Source organism: Pseudomonas sp. CFBP 5748 (genome assembly GCF_053850495.1).
Genome location: NZ_JBSPTN010000015.1, coordinates 1 through 14,514 on the forward strand (window position 1 = coordinate 1; position 14,514 = coordinate 14,514).

The 14,514-nt window shown below is 62.4% G+C and carries 12 protein-coding genes and 1 tRNA gene; all 13 read right to left on the bottom strand.

Annotated features, from left to right (window positions below):
* Window positions 1-2: 2 nt before the first annotated feature.
* Window positions 3-75: transfer RNA gene (locus ACWNZ1_RS25470), tRNA-Val, on the bottom strand.
* 103 nt (window positions 76-178) lie between these two features.
* Window positions 179-952: an SDR family oxidoreductase gene (locus tag ACWNZ1_RS25475; RefSeq protein ID WP_135846288.1), complete on the bottom strand. Its 774-nt coding sequence runs from the start codon at window positions 950-952 to the stop codon at window positions 179-181.
* The gene (locus ACWNZ1_RS25480) at window positions 949-2,160 is read right to left on the bottom strand and encodes an O-succinylhomoserine sulfhydrylase (RefSeq protein ID WP_280944224.1); all 1,212 of its coding nucleotides are present in this window, start codon (window positions 2,158-2,160) and stop codon (window positions 949-951) included. Before ACWNZ1_RS25480 ends, ACWNZ1_RS25475 begins: the two co-directional genes overlap by 4 nt.
* 58 nt (window positions 2,161-2,218) lie before the next feature.
* On the bottom strand, window positions 2,219-3,724 hold the full coding sequence (gene purF / locus ACWNZ1_RS25485) for an amidophosphoribosyltransferase (protein WP_003203840.1): 1,506 nt from the start codon (window positions 3,722-3,724) through the stop codon (window positions 2,219-2,221).
* Window positions 3,725-3,765: 41 nt separating this feature from the next.
* Window positions 3,766-4,326 (bottom strand): CvpA family protein, encoded by a 561-nt coding sequence (locus ACWNZ1_RS25490; protein WP_003179770.1) that lies wholly within the window; start codon window positions 4,324-4,326, stop codon window positions 3,766-3,768.
* An 89-nt stretch (window positions 4,327-4,415) separates the two neighbouring features.
* Entirely contained in the window at window positions 4,416-5,081 is a 666-nt protein-coding gene (locus ACWNZ1_RS25495; protein WP_135846290.1) for an SPOR domain-containing protein, read from the bottom strand.
* Entirely contained in the window at window positions 5,065-6,372 is a 1,308-nt protein-coding gene (folC, locus tag ACWNZ1_RS25500; protein WP_256453462.1) for a bifunctional tetrahydrofolate synthase/dihydrofolate synthase, read from the bottom strand. The genes ACWNZ1_RS25495 and folC overlap by 17 nt, the downstream gene beginning before the upstream one ends.
* A complete protein-coding gene (gene accD, locus ACWNZ1_RS25505) occupies window positions 6,369-7,289 on the bottom strand; it encodes an acetyl-CoA carboxylase, carboxyltransferase subunit beta (protein WP_135846292.1) in 921 nt (306 codons plus the stop codon). The genes folC and accD overlap by 4 nt, the downstream gene beginning before the upstream one ends.
* Window positions 7,290-7,544: 255 nt before the next feature.
* The gene (locus ACWNZ1_RS25510) at window positions 7,545-8,177 is read right to left on the bottom strand and encodes a phosphoribosylanthranilate isomerase (protein WP_135846293.1); all 633 of its coding nucleotides are present in this window, start codon (window positions 8,175-8,177) and stop codon (window positions 7,545-7,547) included.
* Between the two features lie 62 nt (window positions 8,178-8,239).
* Complete coding sequence (gene truA / locus ACWNZ1_RS25515) at window positions 8,240-9,064, bottom strand: tRNA pseudouridine(38-40) synthase TruA (RefSeq protein ID WP_135848040.1); 825 nt, start codon at window positions 9,062-9,064, stop codon at window positions 8,240-8,242.
* A 308-nt stretch (window positions 9,065-9,372) separates the two neighbouring features.
* Window positions 9,373-11,955, bottom strand: a complete 2,583-nt coding sequence (locus ACWNZ1_RS25520) for a FimV/HubP family polar landmark protein (protein WP_256453464.1) — start codon at window positions 11,953-11,955, stop codon at window positions 9,373-9,375.
* Between the two features lie 209 nt (window positions 11,956-12,164).
* On the bottom strand, window positions 12,165-13,175 hold the full coding sequence (locus ACWNZ1_RS25525) for an aspartate-semialdehyde dehydrogenase (protein ID WP_256453465.1): 1,011 nt from the start codon (window positions 13,173-13,175) through the stop codon (window positions 12,165-12,167).
* Window positions 13,176-13,350: 175 nt separating this feature from the next.
* Window positions 13,351-14,463: an aspartate-semialdehyde dehydrogenase gene (gene asd, locus ACWNZ1_RS25530; RefSeq protein ID WP_135846296.1), complete on the bottom strand. Its 1,113-nt coding sequence runs from the start codon at window positions 14,461-14,463 to the stop codon at window positions 13,351-13,353.
* Window positions 14,464-14,514 lie beyond the last annotated feature (51 nt).

Genomic DNA, 14,514 nt, shown 5'->3' on the forward strand with positions numbered 1-14,514 from the left:
GGTGGGTGATGACGGGATCGAACCGCCGACATTCTGCTTGTAAGGCAGACGCTCTCCCAGCTGAGCTAATCACCCTTTGCTTCGTTGAGGCCGCGAAATTTACGCAGGTACCGAAGCTAAGTCAATAGCAGGGTTGAAGTTTTTTCAAAACAGTTTCAAACGGCACCCGCAACCGCCCTCACTTATAAATCATTTTCTTGGTCATGCCACCGTCCACCACGAACTCCTGGCCCGTGACGAAACCGGCATTGCGCGACAACAGCCACGCCACCATCGCCGCCACGTCCTCTACCGTACCGACCCTGCCGGCCGGATGCTGGGCATGATCAGCATCGGTCAGCGGCTGTGCACGCCGCTGGGACGGATCTCGCGCGTCGATCCAACCGGGGCTGACAGCGTTGACCCGGATCTCCGGCCCGAGGCTGATCGCCAAGGCGTGAGTCAAGGCCAGCAAACCGCCCTTGCTCGCCGCATAGGCCTCGGTGTCGGGTTCCGATTGCGCGGCGCGGGTCGAGGCCAGATTGACGATGGCACCGTTGTGGGCGCGCAGGTACGGCGCACAGTGCTTGGCCAGCAGCATCGGCCCGCCCAGGTTCACCGCCAGGACTCGATTCCAGTAAGCCAGGTCCAGGCTTTCCAGGGTGATGTTGTGCGGGTCAGCGATAGCCGCGTTGCACACCAGCGCGTCGAGACGCCCGAACTGCCCGAGCACTTCGGCAATGCAGGTGGCGACTTGCGACTCGTCCGCCACGTCCATGGCGATGAACCAGGCGTTATCGCCCAACGTCTTCGCGACCTTGGAACCGCGCTCGCGATCCAGGTCGGTCAGTACCACCTGCCAGCCTTCGCAGATCAGCCAGGCGGCGATGCCCAGGCCGATGCCGCGTGCGGCGCCCGTAACCAGTGCGACCCGGCCATGAGTGCCGCTGGGCGGCGTTGCCAGCTCGATCACAAGGCCGCCAACCCACGGGCCAGATCAGCTTGCAGGTCGGCCACGTCTTCCAGGCCGACCGCGACGCGGATCAGGCTGTCGCGGATGCCCGCCGCTTCACGCTCCTGGGGCGACAGACGGCCGTGGGAGGTGGTGCTCGGATGGGTGATGGTGGTTTTGCTGTCACCCAGGTTGGCGGTGATGGAGATCAGTCGGGTCGCGTCGATGAAGCGCCAGGCGCCCTCCTTGCCCCCCTTGACCTCGAAGCTCACCACCGCGCCGAAACCACGCTGCTGACGCGCAGCCAGGTCATGCTGCGGATGGCTCTTGAGGCCGGCGTAATGCACTTTCTCGATGCCGTCCTGCTGTTCCAGCCACTCAGCCAGAACCTGGGCGTTGGCGCAATGGGCTTTCATGCGCAGGCCCAGGGTTTCCAGGCCCTTGAGGAAGATCCAGGCGTTGAATGGGCTGAGGGTCGGCCCGGCGGTACGCAAGAAGCCCACCACCTCTTTCATCTGCTCGCTACGACCGGCCACCACGCCGCCCATGCAACGGCCCTGGCCATCGATGAACTTGGTCGCCGAATGCACCACCACGTCCGCACCCAGCTTCAGCGGCTGTTGCAGCGCCGGAGTGCAGAAGCAGTTATCGACCACCAGCATGGCGCCCTTGGTGTGGGCGATTTCCGCCAGCGCGGCGATGTCCACCAGCTCAGCCAGGGGGTTGGAAGGCGATTCGACAAACAGCAGTTTGGTATTGGCCTTGATGGCGGCGTCCCAACCGGACAAGTCCGCCAGGGGCACGTAATCGACTTCCACACCGAAGCGCTTGAAGTACTTCTCGAACAGGCTGATGGTCGAGCCAAAGACGCTGCGCGACACCAATACATGGTCACCGGCGCTGCACAGGCTCATCACCACGGCCATGATTGCCGCCATGCCGGTGGCAGTGGCCACGGCTTGCTCGGCGCCTTCCAGGGCGGCAATGCGCTCCTCGAAAGCCCGCACGGTGGGGTTGGTGTAGCGCGAGTAAACGTTGCCCGGCACTTCGCCGGCAAACCGTGCCGCCGCATCGGCAGCGGTGCGGAACACGTAGCTGGAGGTAAAGAACATCGGTTCGCCATGTTCGGCTTCCGGTGTACGGTGCTGACCAGCGCGAACCGCCAGGGTATCGAACGCTACGCCTTCAAGGTCGCTGTCCAGCCGACCGGCATCCCAATCCTGACTCATGCTGTCACTCCTGAAATCGGTTTAAACGCAAACCGGCCCCTCAGGGCCGGTTGGTTAATCAGTTGTTGTACAGATCGATGATCGCGCTGACCGCCTGAGTCTTGGCCTTGGACGCATCGTTACGTGCGTTCTCGATCTTGTTCAGGTAGGCCTCGTCAATGTCGCCGGTGACGTACTTGCCGTCAAATACCGCGCAATCGAAGTGCTCGATCTTGATCTTGCCGCCACCGACCGCTTCGATCAGGTCCGGCAGGTCCTGGTAGATCAACCAGTCGGCGCCGATCAGGTCGGCCACGTCCTGGGTAGTGCGGTTATGAGCGATCAGCTCATGGGCACTCGGCATGTCGATGCCGTAGACGTTCGGGTAGCGCACGGCCGGGGCCGCCGAGCAGAAATACACGTTCTTGGCACCGGCTTCACGGGCCATCTGGATGATCTGCTTGCACGTGGTGCCGCGCACGATGGAGTCATCCACCAGCATCACGTTCTTGCCGCGAAATTCCAGCTCGATGGCGTTGAGTTTCTGGCGTACGGATTTTTTCCGCGCGGCCTGGCCTGGCATGATGAAGGTACGGCCGATATAGCGGTTCTTCACGAAGCCTTCGCGGAACTTGACGCCCAGGTGGTTCGCCAGCTCCAGGGCCGCGGTGCGGCTGGTGTCCGGGATCGGGATGACCACATCGATGTCGTGATCCGGACGCTCGCGCAGGATCTTGTCGGCCAGCTTCTCGCCCATGCGCAGGCGGGCCTTGTAGACCGAGACACCGTCGATGATCGAATCCGGACGCGCCAGGTAGACGTGTTCGAAGATGCACGGGGTCAGGCTCGGATTGGTCGCGCACTGACGGGTGTGCAGCTTGCCATCTTCAGTGATGTAGACCGCTTCGCCCGGGGCCAGGTCGCGAATCAGGGTGAAGCCCAGCACGTCCAGGGACACGCTTTCGGAGGCGATCATGTACTCGACGCCTTCGTCGGTGTGACGCTGGCCGAACACGATCGGGCGGATGCCGTGGGGATCACGGAAACCGACGATACCGTAGCCGGTGATCATCGCCACCACCGCGTAACCGCCCACGCAACGGTTGTGCACGTCGGTCACGGCAGCAAACACGTCTTCTTCGGTAGGCTGCAGCTTGCCGCGCTGGGCCAACTCATGGGCGAACACGTTGAGCATCACTTCCGAGTCGGAATTGGTGTTGACGTGACGCAGGTCCGATTCGTAGATCTCCTTGGCCAGCTGTTCGACATTGGTCAAGTTGCCGTTGTGCGCCAGGGTGATGCCGTACGGCGAGTTGACATAGAACGGCTGGGCTTCAGCCGAAGTCGAGCTGCCCGCAGTCGGGTAGCGCACATGGCCAATGCCCATGTGACCGACCAGGCGCTGCATGTGACGCTGATGGAACACGTCACGCACCAGGCCGTTGTCCTTGCGCAGGAATAACCGGCCGTCATGGCTGGTCACGATACCGGCAGCGTCCTGGCCGCGGTGCTGGAGCACGGTTAGCGCGTCATACAGCGCCTGATTGACGTTCGACTTACCGACGATACCGACGATGCCACACATGCGACGCAACCCCTACTTAATGGATCTGAACTGAACAACACTTACTGCGGCGTTTTGGCCATCGGCAAGAGGTGTTCCTTGAACGGTATTTCAGCGGGTACGCTGATACCGCTGGCAAGCCACTGACTGCTCCAACCCAGGATCAGGTTTTTGGACCAGTCTGCGACCAATAGAAATTGTGGCACGAGCCGGGACTCCTGCCACCACGTATCCTGCTGTACCGGCCCCAGGCTCAAGAGCCCGACGGCCACGACCACCAGCAACGCGCCACGCGCCGCGCCGAAGGCCATGCCCAGGAACCGGTCCGTCCCGGAAAGCCCGGTGACGCGAATCAGTTCGCCGATCAGATAATTGATCATTGCGCCGACCAGCAAGGTGGCGATAAACAAGATGGCACAGCCCGCGATCACGCGGGCCGACGGAGTTTCGATGTATCCGGCGAGGTACTGGGACAGCGAACCACCAAACATCCAGGCTACGACCCCCGCGATGATCCAGGTCAGCAGCGAGAGAGCTTCCTTGACGAAGCCACGGCTCAGACTGATCAATGCGGAGATGGCGACGATCGCAACGATCGCCCAGTCAACCCAGGTAAATGGCACGGTGCAGCCTACAGACGGATAAGGCGGCGCATTTTAGCAGAGCGCAGGGCTGTCGGTAAGCTGCACGATTCAAATCAGCTAAATCGCCGTTAACCGCGCTCTGGCTGGAAGCGCACCACGAAACCCTTGAGGTTCTGCTGGCGGCTGAGCAGGTCGCGCAGGCGGTCGGCCTCGGCACGTTCGATCAGCGGCCCGACAAACACCCGATTCTTGCCATCGGCGGAGCGGATGTAGGCGTTGTAACCCTGGCTACGCAGGCTTTTTTGCAGGCTTTCGGCGCTTTCTCGACTGGTCAGGCTGGCCAGTTGCACTGACCAACTGACCGACAGGCCGTTGGCATCCACGCGACGCTGCGTGGTGTCTGGCTTGGGCGTAGCTGCGGTAATTGGCTGGGTTGGCGCTGGCTTGATCGCCGGTGCCGCAGGAACGGCCGTTGGCGCAGCAGGCGGTTTGCTCGATGCAGCAGGTGCAGCAGGCGCGGGTGCAATCGGCGTGGAAGGCACAGGCGGTTGCTCCGCCAGCTCCTCGTCGCTCGGAACGGGCTCCTGGGGCAACGCTTGTGGCTCGGGCACCGCTACCGGTTCGACCTGCACAGGCGGTACAGACGGCGCCTGGGGCGCGGCCGGCGCTTCGACCGTGACCTGGCGCTGCTCATCCTGACGGGAAAACAGCATCGGCAGGAAAATCACCGCCAGGGCCACCAACACCAAGGCCCCCACCATGCGCTGCTTGTACGCCTTATCCAGCAATGCCATCTGCAGCTTCCTCCGTGGTGCGCCGGGCCAACCATTGAAGGGCCTCGGCAACACAAAAAAATGATCCGAACAGCAGAATCTCGTCTTCGCCGGTCGCCAGGGCGCACTGCCCTTCCAAGGCGGCGGCCACATTGTCGTAGGCTTGCACCGAAGCACCGCGACGCTGCAAAGCTGCCTGCAATTCAGTCGCCGGACGCGAACGCGGCGAATCCAGCGGCGTCACCGCCCAATGCTGGACACTAGCACCCAACGCATCGACAACGCCATCCAGATCCTTGTCAGCCAGCAACCCGAACACCGCCAGACGCCGCCCCGCTACCGGCCGCCGCGCCAAGCGCTCGGCCAGGTACTGCGCCGCATGGGGGTTGTGGCCGACATCCAGCATCAGGTTCAGACTTTTGCCCTGCCAGTCGAACTGACGACGATCAAGACGCCCGACCACGCGAGTCGCTTGCAACGCTGCGCTGATTTGCCCGGCATCCCACGGCAAGCCCAGCAACAGATAGGCCTGGAGTGCCAGCGCGGCGTTTTCCATCGGCAGGTCCAGCAGCGGTAAATCGCGCAGTTCCACCGGGTTGCCCTGGGCATCACTGCCACGCCACTGCCAATACTGCTCGGTCAGCGCCAGGTCGAAATCCCGCCCGCGCAGAAAGAACGGGCAGCTCAATTCGCGGACCTTGTCCAGCAACGGCTGAGGAGGATTGAGGTCGCCACAGAGCGCAGGCGCGCCCTGGCGAAAGATGCCAGCCTTCTCGAAAGCCACGGATTCGCGGGTATCGCCCAGGTAGTCGGCATGGTCCACACCGATACTGGTGACCAAGGCAATATCCGCATCCACCAGATTGACCGTGTCCAGCCGCCCGCCCAGGCCGACTTCCAGCACAACGGCATCCAGGCCGGCGCGAGCGAACAGCCAGAACGCCGCCAGGGTGCCCATCTCGAAATAAGTGAGGGAAATCTCGCCCCGCCCGGCTTCCACCGCGGCAAAGGCTTCGCACAGCGCGGCGTCAGTGGCCTCGACGCCGTTGACCTGCACCCGTTCGTTGTAACGCAGCAGGTGCGGCGAACTGTAGACACCGACACTCAGCCCCTGGGCCCGCAGCAGCGAGGCCACGAAGGCGCAGGTCGAACCCTTGCCGTTGGTGCCGGTGACAGTGATGACCCGGGGCGCCGGCTTGGCCAGCCCCATGCGGGACGCTACCGCTTGCGAGCGCTCCAACCCCATGTCAATGGCCGATGGATGCAACTGCTCGAGGTAGGCAAGCCAATCGCCCAGGGTACGTTGGGTCATAGGCCTGCAGGCACCGGCGGAACCACGATCGGCTCGATCGGTGCGGCGACGAATTTCGGCGTCGGCAGGCCCATCAGCTGAGCCAGCAGGTTGCCCAGGCGCGGACGCAGCTCTTGGCGATGAATGATCATGTCGATGGCGCCGTGCTCCAGCAGGAACTCGCTGCGCTGGAAGCCTTCCGGCAGTTTTTCGCGCACGGTCTGCTCGATCACGCGCGGGCCGGCGAAACCGATCAGGGCTTTCGGCTCGCCGACAATCACGTCGCCGAGCATGGCCAGGCTGGCGGAAACGCCGCCGTAGACCGGGTCGGTCAGTACCGAGATGAACGGAATGCCCTCTTCACGCAGACGCGCCAGCACCGCGGAGGTCTTGGCCATTTGCATCAGGGAGATCAGCGCTTCCTGCATCCGCGCACCGCCGGAAGCGGCGAAGCAGATCATCGGGCAACGGTTTTCCAGGGCATGGTTGGCGGCACGAACGAAGCGCTCGCCGACGATGGCCCCCATGGAACCGCCCATGAACGAGAATTCGAAGGCCGAAACCACCACCGGCATGCCCAACAGGGTGCCGCTTATGGACACCAGGGCATCTTTTTCACCGGTCTGCTTCTGGGCAGCGGTCAGGCGATCCTTGTACTTCTTGCCGTCGCGGAATTTCAGGCGGTCCACTGGCTCCAGGTCGGCGCCCAGTTCCACGCGGCCTTCGGCGTCCAGGAAGATGTCGATACGGGCACGGGCGCCGATGCGCATGTGGTGGTTGCACTTGGGGCAAACATCCAGGGTCTTTTCCAGCTCGGGGCGGTACAGCACCGCTTCGCAGGATGGACATTTGTGCCACAGACCTTCAGGCACCGAGCTTTTCTTCACCTCGGAACGCATGATCGAAGGGATCAGTTTATCTACCAACCAGTTGCTCATGCTTTCTTTCTCCAGTACCGGCGGCCCGAACGCTTTGGTTCGCGGCCCCGCGTATGCCCTTGAGCTAAATTCATTGTGCGGCGAGTCGAGGGGCCGCCACGGTCAGCGCGAAACTTGACCTGCGTGCAACCCAACCTTCCTCAACCATCCCGGCAACCGCTGCACCGCGGCTGCCACTTCGCTATTGGCCCACCCGGAGGCGGCACCTGCCTGCTTTGTACAGTGCTGGTATGGACGGCGGCAGTCTGCCAGCCGTCACATTGACGACTGGCTACTGCGTACAGCGGCCATGAACGCACGAATCTTGTCCGGATCCTTGATGCCCTTGCTCTGCTCCACTCCACCGCTCACGTCCACTGCGTAAGGGCGAACCCGGCGGATGGCTTCAGCCACGTTATCCACTGTCAGGCCACCGGCCAGGATAATCGGTTTGCTCAGGCTTTGGGGCACCAGCGACCAATCAAACGCCTCACCCGTACCGCCGGGAACGCCTTCGACATAGGTGTCCAGCAAAATGCCGCTGGCACTGGCGTAGGCTTCGCAGCTGGCGGCTATGTCATCCCCAGCCTTGACCCGCAACGCCTTGATGTACGGACGATGCCAGCCTTCGCAATCGGCCGGGGCCTCGTCGCCGTGAAACTGCAACAGGGCCAGCGGCACCGCGTCGAGTATTTCTCCCAGCTCACAACGACTGGCGTTGACGAACAGGCCCACCGGGGTCACAAACGGCGGCAAGGCCTGGATGATCGCCCTCGCCTGCTGCACCGTCACCGCGCGCGGGCTCTTGGCATAAAACACCAGCCCGATGGCATCGGCCCCAGCCTCGACCGCCGCCAACGCGTCCTCGACGCGGGTGATCCCGCAAATCTTGCTGCGAACGGCCGACATGTCGTTAAAACCTCAGGCAAATCCGTGAAAGTCCCGGATGGTAGCAAATGCTACGGAGGGCGTCAGCCGTCGAGTTCCGAGAAGCCAGTGAGGAAATGTGGCCCGATGTAACGCTGCGGCAATTCGAACTCATCGCGATATTCCACCTGCACCAGATACAGGCCAAACGGATGCGCTGTTACGCCACCGGAGCGGCGGATACGACTTTCGAGTACTTCCTTGATCCATTCCACCGGACGCTCACCGGCGCCGATGGTCATCAGCACGCCGGCAATATTGCGCACCATGTGGTGCAGGAACGCGCTGGCACGGATGTCGAGCACGATCATCTTGCCGTGACGGGTCACGCGCAGATGATGCAGCTCCTTGATCGGCGACTTGGCCTGGCACTGACCGGCGCGGAAGGCGCTGAAATCGTGGACCCCGACCAGGTATTGCGCGGCTTCGGCCATGCGCTCGACGTCCAGCGGACGGTGGTTCCAGGTAATTTCTTCGTTGAGGTGTGCCGGGCGGATCTGATCGTTGTAGATCACGTAGCGATAACGTCGGGCGATGGCTTTGAAACGCGCGTGGAAATGCGCCGGCATCACCTTGGCCCAACTGACGCTGACGTCGTGAGGCAGGTTGATATTGGCGCCCATCACCCAAGCCTTCATCGAACGCTCGACCTGGGTGTCGAAATGCACCACCTGGCCGCAGGCATGCACGCCGGCATCGGTACGGCCGGCACAGTGCAGCGACACAGGTGAGTCGGCGACTTTGGACAGCGCATTCTCAAGGGTTTCCTGCACCGTCAATACGCCGGAAGCCTGACGCTGCCAGCCGCGATAGCGCGAGCCCTTGTATTCAACGCCCAGGGCGATCCGGAAAAAGCCGTCGGCCGCCATTTCGGCGGCCGGGTTGTCTATGTTTGCCAAGGAATTACAGCCTGCTGAGGTACGCAAAGGCGGGCATTATAAGGCCGGCTGAGTGGGATGCCAGTGCAACAGTCGATCCTGTACCGGATGGACTGACGCCATCGCGAGCAGGCTCGCTCCCACAGGGGCTCTCGGGTGCTCACAAATCCTGTGTCCAGCACAAATCCCCATGGGAACTGAGCTTGCTCGCGATGGGGCCAGCCCAAACGCCACTACCTCCCCTGCCCCAAACAAAAACGGCAGCCTCATCGGCTGCCGTTCTTGTTCACCCGATCCTCTCAGACCAGGCGCGACAACATTTCCTGTGCTTCGCTCTTCTGCGTGGTGTTGCCTTCGCTGAGGACTTCACCAAGGATGTCCCGGGCGCCGTCGTTGTCGCCCATGTCGATGTAGGCCTGGGCCAGATCGAGCTTGGTCGCCACTTCGTCGGTGCCACTGAGGAAATCGAAGTCCGGTTCGTCTTCAGCGCCAACCAGAGCGTCTTCAGCGGTGAAGGTCGGCGTGCTCAGGTCGTCAGACAGGCGATCCAGCTCGGCGTTGACATCATCCAGCTCGGACTCGAAAGCATCCTTTGGCTTGTCCTGGGCGTCCATTTCGTCGGCCAGGGACAGATCGAAATCCGCCGGTAGTTCGAGGTCGTCGGCCGGGGTGTCGGCCAAAGCCGGGGTCTCGGCTGCTGGTAAGTCCAAACCCTTGAGATCGTCGTCCAAGTCCAGCAGGAAGTCTTCATCGTCGAGTGCCGGGATCGGTGCCGGAGCATCGGCGCCCAGGTCCAGGTCAAACTCTGACAGGTCGTCCAGGCTTTCGCTGGCTTCGGTCTGCTGCTTGAGCACCGACTCGAAACTCAGGTCGTCGTCTTCCGGGAACGCGTCCAGCTCGGCGAGGGGCTCTGGTGCAGGCGCGACCGGTGTTGCCTCCATATCATCCAGGCTCAGGTCAAAGGCACTGTCGAGTTCCTCATCAGTCGGCGACGTGTCTTCCAGCAGATCCTTGACGTACTGCGCGTCCAGCTCCGCGGCCACTGCCGCTGCGGCCAGGCCGGCGGTGGTCGCGACCACCATGGCTGGGAAACGACTTTTGAGCTGCTCGACCTGGGCATAGTTTTCGCCATTGGCCACCAGTTGGCGCTCCTGGGCGACGAAGGCGTCACGGTCGCCCTGCTGGCCGTAGACTTCCATCAACTTAAGCCGCAAGTCGCTGCGCTGAGGCTCGGCCTTAATCCCCTGCTCAAGCAAGTCAGCCGCCTGGTTCAAGCGACCACGATCGATATGCGACTGGGCCTGGGGCAATACGTCGTCGGACCAATCGGCAGCCGGAGCCACCAACGGCGCGGCGATCGGTGGCGTGACGATCACAGGCGCAACCAGCGGGGCCGGCTTGGGTGCTGGCGCTGGCGCAGGTTTAGGCTCAAGTTTTACGCTTGGCGGTGGAACATCAATGCCCTCGAAGCTGCTCGGGGGCAGATCGAGCTCCGGGGAGAAGTCCGCCTCCTCCTCGAGGGCTCGTGCCATGCGCAGGTGCTTCTCGGCTTCCTGCTGGGCCTTGCGGCGACGGGCGAGCAACAACAGCAGCAACAGCAGGATCAGCGCACCACCGCCAACCAGGCCCAGCAGGACCGGATTGGTCAGCAAGTCGTTGTACTTTTGCTCATTGGCAGCAGCAGGCGGGGTTTCAACCGGTGCAACAGGAGGCGTCGCCTCGGGCGCAGGTGCTGCCGGCGGGGTTTGTGCCGAAGGCGCGGGGGTCAATTCTGCCGACATCGCCGGGTTCGGCTCGCCAGCAGGAGGAACAGCGGCACCTTCAGCCTGCATCTTGGCCAGTTGATTGTTCTTCAGCTCGATCAGGCGCTGCAGCTTATCCAGCTGGCTTTGCAGATCAGCCATGCGGCTTTTCAGCTCTTCGTTGTCGCGACGAGCCGAGTCGAGGCTTTCCTGGGTAACCGCGAGCTGGTTGCTCAGCGCCTGGGCATCACCCGCAGCACCTTTGCCCTTACCCTTGGTACCCGCCTTCGCAGCCTCAGCCGACACCAGGCTCAAGTTATCGCGACCGGCAGCCTGTGCCGGTGCGCCATCACCACGACCACGCTTGGTGGCATCCAACTGCTGCTGGCCATTGCGCGCCACGCCCGGACGCCCCTGGCGCCAGGCGGCATTCTGCGCGGCCACTTCAGCGATAGCCTGGGGTTGCGGCAGCGCAGTGCTTTGCACCGGGTCCGGCAGACGCAGCACCTGACCGGTCTTGAGCAGGTTGATATTGCCATTGATGAACGCTTTCGGGTTCAACGCCTGGATCGCCAGCATGGTTTGCTGGACCGAGCCGCCGTTACGCACCTTCGCGGCGATTTCCCACAGGGTATCGCGCGGCGTGGTGGTGTACTGGGAAGGCTTGGTAGCCCCGGTGACCGGCGTGGACACAACCTGAGGCGGCTTCGCTTGCGCGGCGTCGGCGGCCTGTGGCGAGAACTTGGACGGATCAAGCAACACACTGTAGTCGCGCAGCAGACGGCCGTTGGGCCACATCACCTGCACCAGGAACTTGACCATCGGCTCGGACAGCGGCTGGCTGGACGTTACCCGCAGGACGCTTTTGCCATTGGCATTGATCACCGGGGTGAAGCTCAGGTTATTGAGAAAGGCCTGGCGGTCGATCCCGGCCTTGGCGAACTCCTCAGGCGAGGCGAGGCTCGGCACGACTTCGGCAGCCGTCAGTTGCTGGACATCAAGCAACTCGATCTCGGCGACCAGAGGCTGGTTCGGCGGCGACTTCAGGGTCAATTCCCCGAGCCCGAGCGCTTGCGCCATACCGGAGGACAGCGCCGAGGCGGCCGCTATTGCTAACACCAGTTTGCGAACTTGAACCATAGCCTCTTCCTTTGTTTGAACATTCCTCGGCCAGCGAGAAGGTGTTGATGTCGCTGCCGTAAGGCATTGCGCGCAGCCCCGAAGCGACGGTGCGCGCGATCGTTTCACTCATGCCCCGGGCAAGTCCCCGCAGGGATGTTCGCCTTCAACGCTCTGGCCAAGCATAGCGCCCAGCTAGAATCATTCGACAAATTGTTGCCAAGTATCTTTTACAGCAGGTCTTTTATCAACAACTCAGCCACCTGCACTGCATTGAGCGCTGCGCCCTTGCGCACGTTATCTGACGTCAGCCACATATTTAGTTCAGCCGGATCGTCGATACCGCCCCGCACGCGGCCAACGTAGACCACATCCTGGCCCACCGCATCACCCACCGGAGTCGGATAATCGCCCGCCTCCACCAGCTCGATCCCGGGCGCCGCCTCCAGGGCTGCGTTAACCTTGGCCAGGTCGATGGTGTTCGCAGACTGCACAGTCACGCTAAAGCTATCGCCGAAAAACACCGGGGCTTGAATGCAAGTGACGGAAATCTTTAATAAAGGTTGATTCAACACTTGGCGCAACTCGCGAACCAGGCGCTTTTCCAGTTGCGTATGGCCCTGTTCGTCCGGGGTGCCGACCTGGGCCAGCAGGTTGAACGCCATCTGCCGGTCAAAGAACTTCGGCTCCAATGGGCGGGCGTTGAGCAGCTCGGCGGTCTGGCGCGCCAGCTCACTGACGGCGGCACGGCCCTGGGCCGACACGGCGAGGCTGGCGGTCACACTGATACGCTGTAAATCCAGGTATTCGCGCAACGGTGCCAGCGCGACCGCCAATACGGTAGCCGAAGCACTGGGGCTGCTGACTTGCAATGGCTTGCTTAAACCAGACAGTACCTGCGGGTTGGCTTCGGGCACGATCTGCGGCGCCTGCTCCGGCGGCAAGGCACCGGACAAGTCAATCAGCGCACAACCGGCCGCCGTGGCACGCGGTGCAAAACTCAGGGTCACCGCTGGCCCGGCGGCGAAGAACACCAATTGGACTTTGCTGAAGTCGAATTCATCGACCTCTCGCACCCGCACGTTTTTACCGCGAAACATCACCGAACTGCCTGCCGACTCGCTGCTGGCCAGCAGGTGCAGGTTGCCGACCGGGAAGTCCCGCTCTTCGAGGATCTGGACGAGGGTTTCGCCGACAGTACCGGTGGCGCCGATCACGGCAATATCAAAGGACTGGCTCATGGGTCTACCTCAGGTAAAACGTGGGGAGCGGCACTTTACCGGGTGGTGGGTATGCAGGCAATTGGCAGGAAATGCGTAGTGACTTTACCGGCCTCATCGCGAGCCCTGACACACAACTGCCAATAAAAAACCCGCACCTCTCACAAGGCACGGGTTCTTTCACAGCAGTGATCAATCAACGCTCGAGCAGGATCCGCAGCATGCGACGCAGCGGTTCGGCCGCGCCCCACAGCAGTTGGTCGCCGACGGTGAAGGCTCCGACGAATTGCGAACCCATGTTCAGTTTGCGCAAACGACCTACCGGGACATTCAGGGTGCCGGTGACCTTGGTCGGGCTCAGCTCCTGCATGCTGATTTCGCGGTTGTTCGGCACCAGCTTGACCCAAGGGTTGTGCTGGCTGATCAGCCCTTCGATATCGGCGATCGGCACGTCTTTGTTCAATTTGATGGTCAGCGCCTGGCTGTGGCAGCGCATGGCGCCGATGCGCACGCAGATGCCGTCCACCGGGATCGGGCTCTTGAAGCGACCGAGGATCTTGTTGGTTTCGGCCTGGGCCTTCCACTCTTCACGGCTCTGGCCGTTAGGCAGTTCCTTGTCGATCCACGGGATCAGGCTGCCGGCCAACGGCACGCCGAAGTTCTCGGTCGGGTACGCATCGCTGCGCATCGCCTCGGCGACCTTGCGGTCGATGTCCAGGATGGCACTGGCCGGGTTGGCCAGGTCATCGGCGACGGCGGCGTGGGTCGCGCCCATCTGCTTGATCAGCTCACGCATGTTCTGCGCGCCGGCACCGGAAGCCGCCTGATACGTCATGGCGCTCATCCACTCCACCAACCCGGCTTCGAACAGGCCGCCCAGGCCCATCAGCATCAGGCTGACGGTGCAGTTGCCGCCGATGTAGTTCTTGGTGCCCGCGTCCAGCTGCTGGTCGATGACCTTGCGATTTACCGGGTCGAGGACGATCACCGCGTCATCCTGCATGCGCAGGCTGGACGCAGCGTCGATCCAGTAACCCTGCCAGCCGGCTTCACGCAGCTTGGGGAAGACTTCGCTGGTGTAGTCGCCGCCCTGGCAGGTCAGGATCACGTCGAGGGTCTTGAGCTCGTCGATGCTGTAGGCATCCTTGAGCACACCGGTGTCCTTGCCCACGGACGGGCCCTGGCCACCGACATTGGAAGTGGTGAAAAACACCGGCTCAATGAGATCGAAATCCTGCTCTTCCAGCATTCGCTGCATGAGCACGGAACCGACCATGCCGCGCCAACCGATCAGACCTACACGTTTCATCGCAACTACACCTATACAAAAGTGGGCCACCGTCGGAGCGGTGGACCCGAA

Excerpts from the sequence above, each read along its gene's own strand:
- ACWNZ1_RS25520 (WP_256453464.1), bottom strand. The coding sequence starts at position 11,955 with ATGGTTCAAGTTCGCAAACTGGTGTTAGCAATAGCGGCCGCCTCGGCG.
- folC (WP_256453462.1), bottom strand. The coding sequence starts at position 6,372 with ATGACCCAACGTACCCTGGGCGATTGGCTTGCCTACCTCGAGCAGTTG.
- accD (WP_135846292.1), bottom strand. The coding sequence starts at position 7,289 with ATGAGCAACTGGTTGGTAGATAAACTGATCCCTTCGATCATGCGTTCC.
- ACWNZ1_RS25480 (WP_280944224.1), bottom strand. The coding sequence starts at position 2,160 with ATGAGTCAGGATTGGGATGCCGGTCGGCTGGACAGCGACCTTGAAGGC.
- ACWNZ1_RS25510 (WP_135846293.1), bottom strand. The coding sequence starts at position 8,177 with ATGTCGGCCGTTCGCAGCAAGATTTGCGGGATCACCCGCGTCGAGGAC.
- ACWNZ1_RS25495 (WP_135846290.1), bottom strand. The coding sequence starts at position 5,081 with ATGGCATTGCTGGATAAGGCGTACAAGCAGCGCATGGTGGGGGCCTTG.
- ACWNZ1_RS25525 (WP_256453465.1), bottom strand. The coding sequence starts at position 13,175 with ATGAGCCAGTCCTTTGATATTGCCGTGATCGGCGCCACCGGTACTGTC.
- truA (WP_135848040.1), bottom strand. The coding sequence starts at position 9,064 with ATGGCGGCCGACGGCTTTTTCCGGATCGCCCTGGGCGTTGAATACAAG.
- purF (WP_003203840.1), bottom strand. The coding sequence starts at position 3,724 with ATGTGTGGCATCGTCGGTATCGTCGGTAAGTCGAACGTCAATCAGGCG.
- asd (WP_135846296.1), bottom strand. The coding sequence starts at position 14,463 with ATGAAACGTGTAGGTCTGATCGGTTGGCGCGGCATGGTCGGTTCCGTG.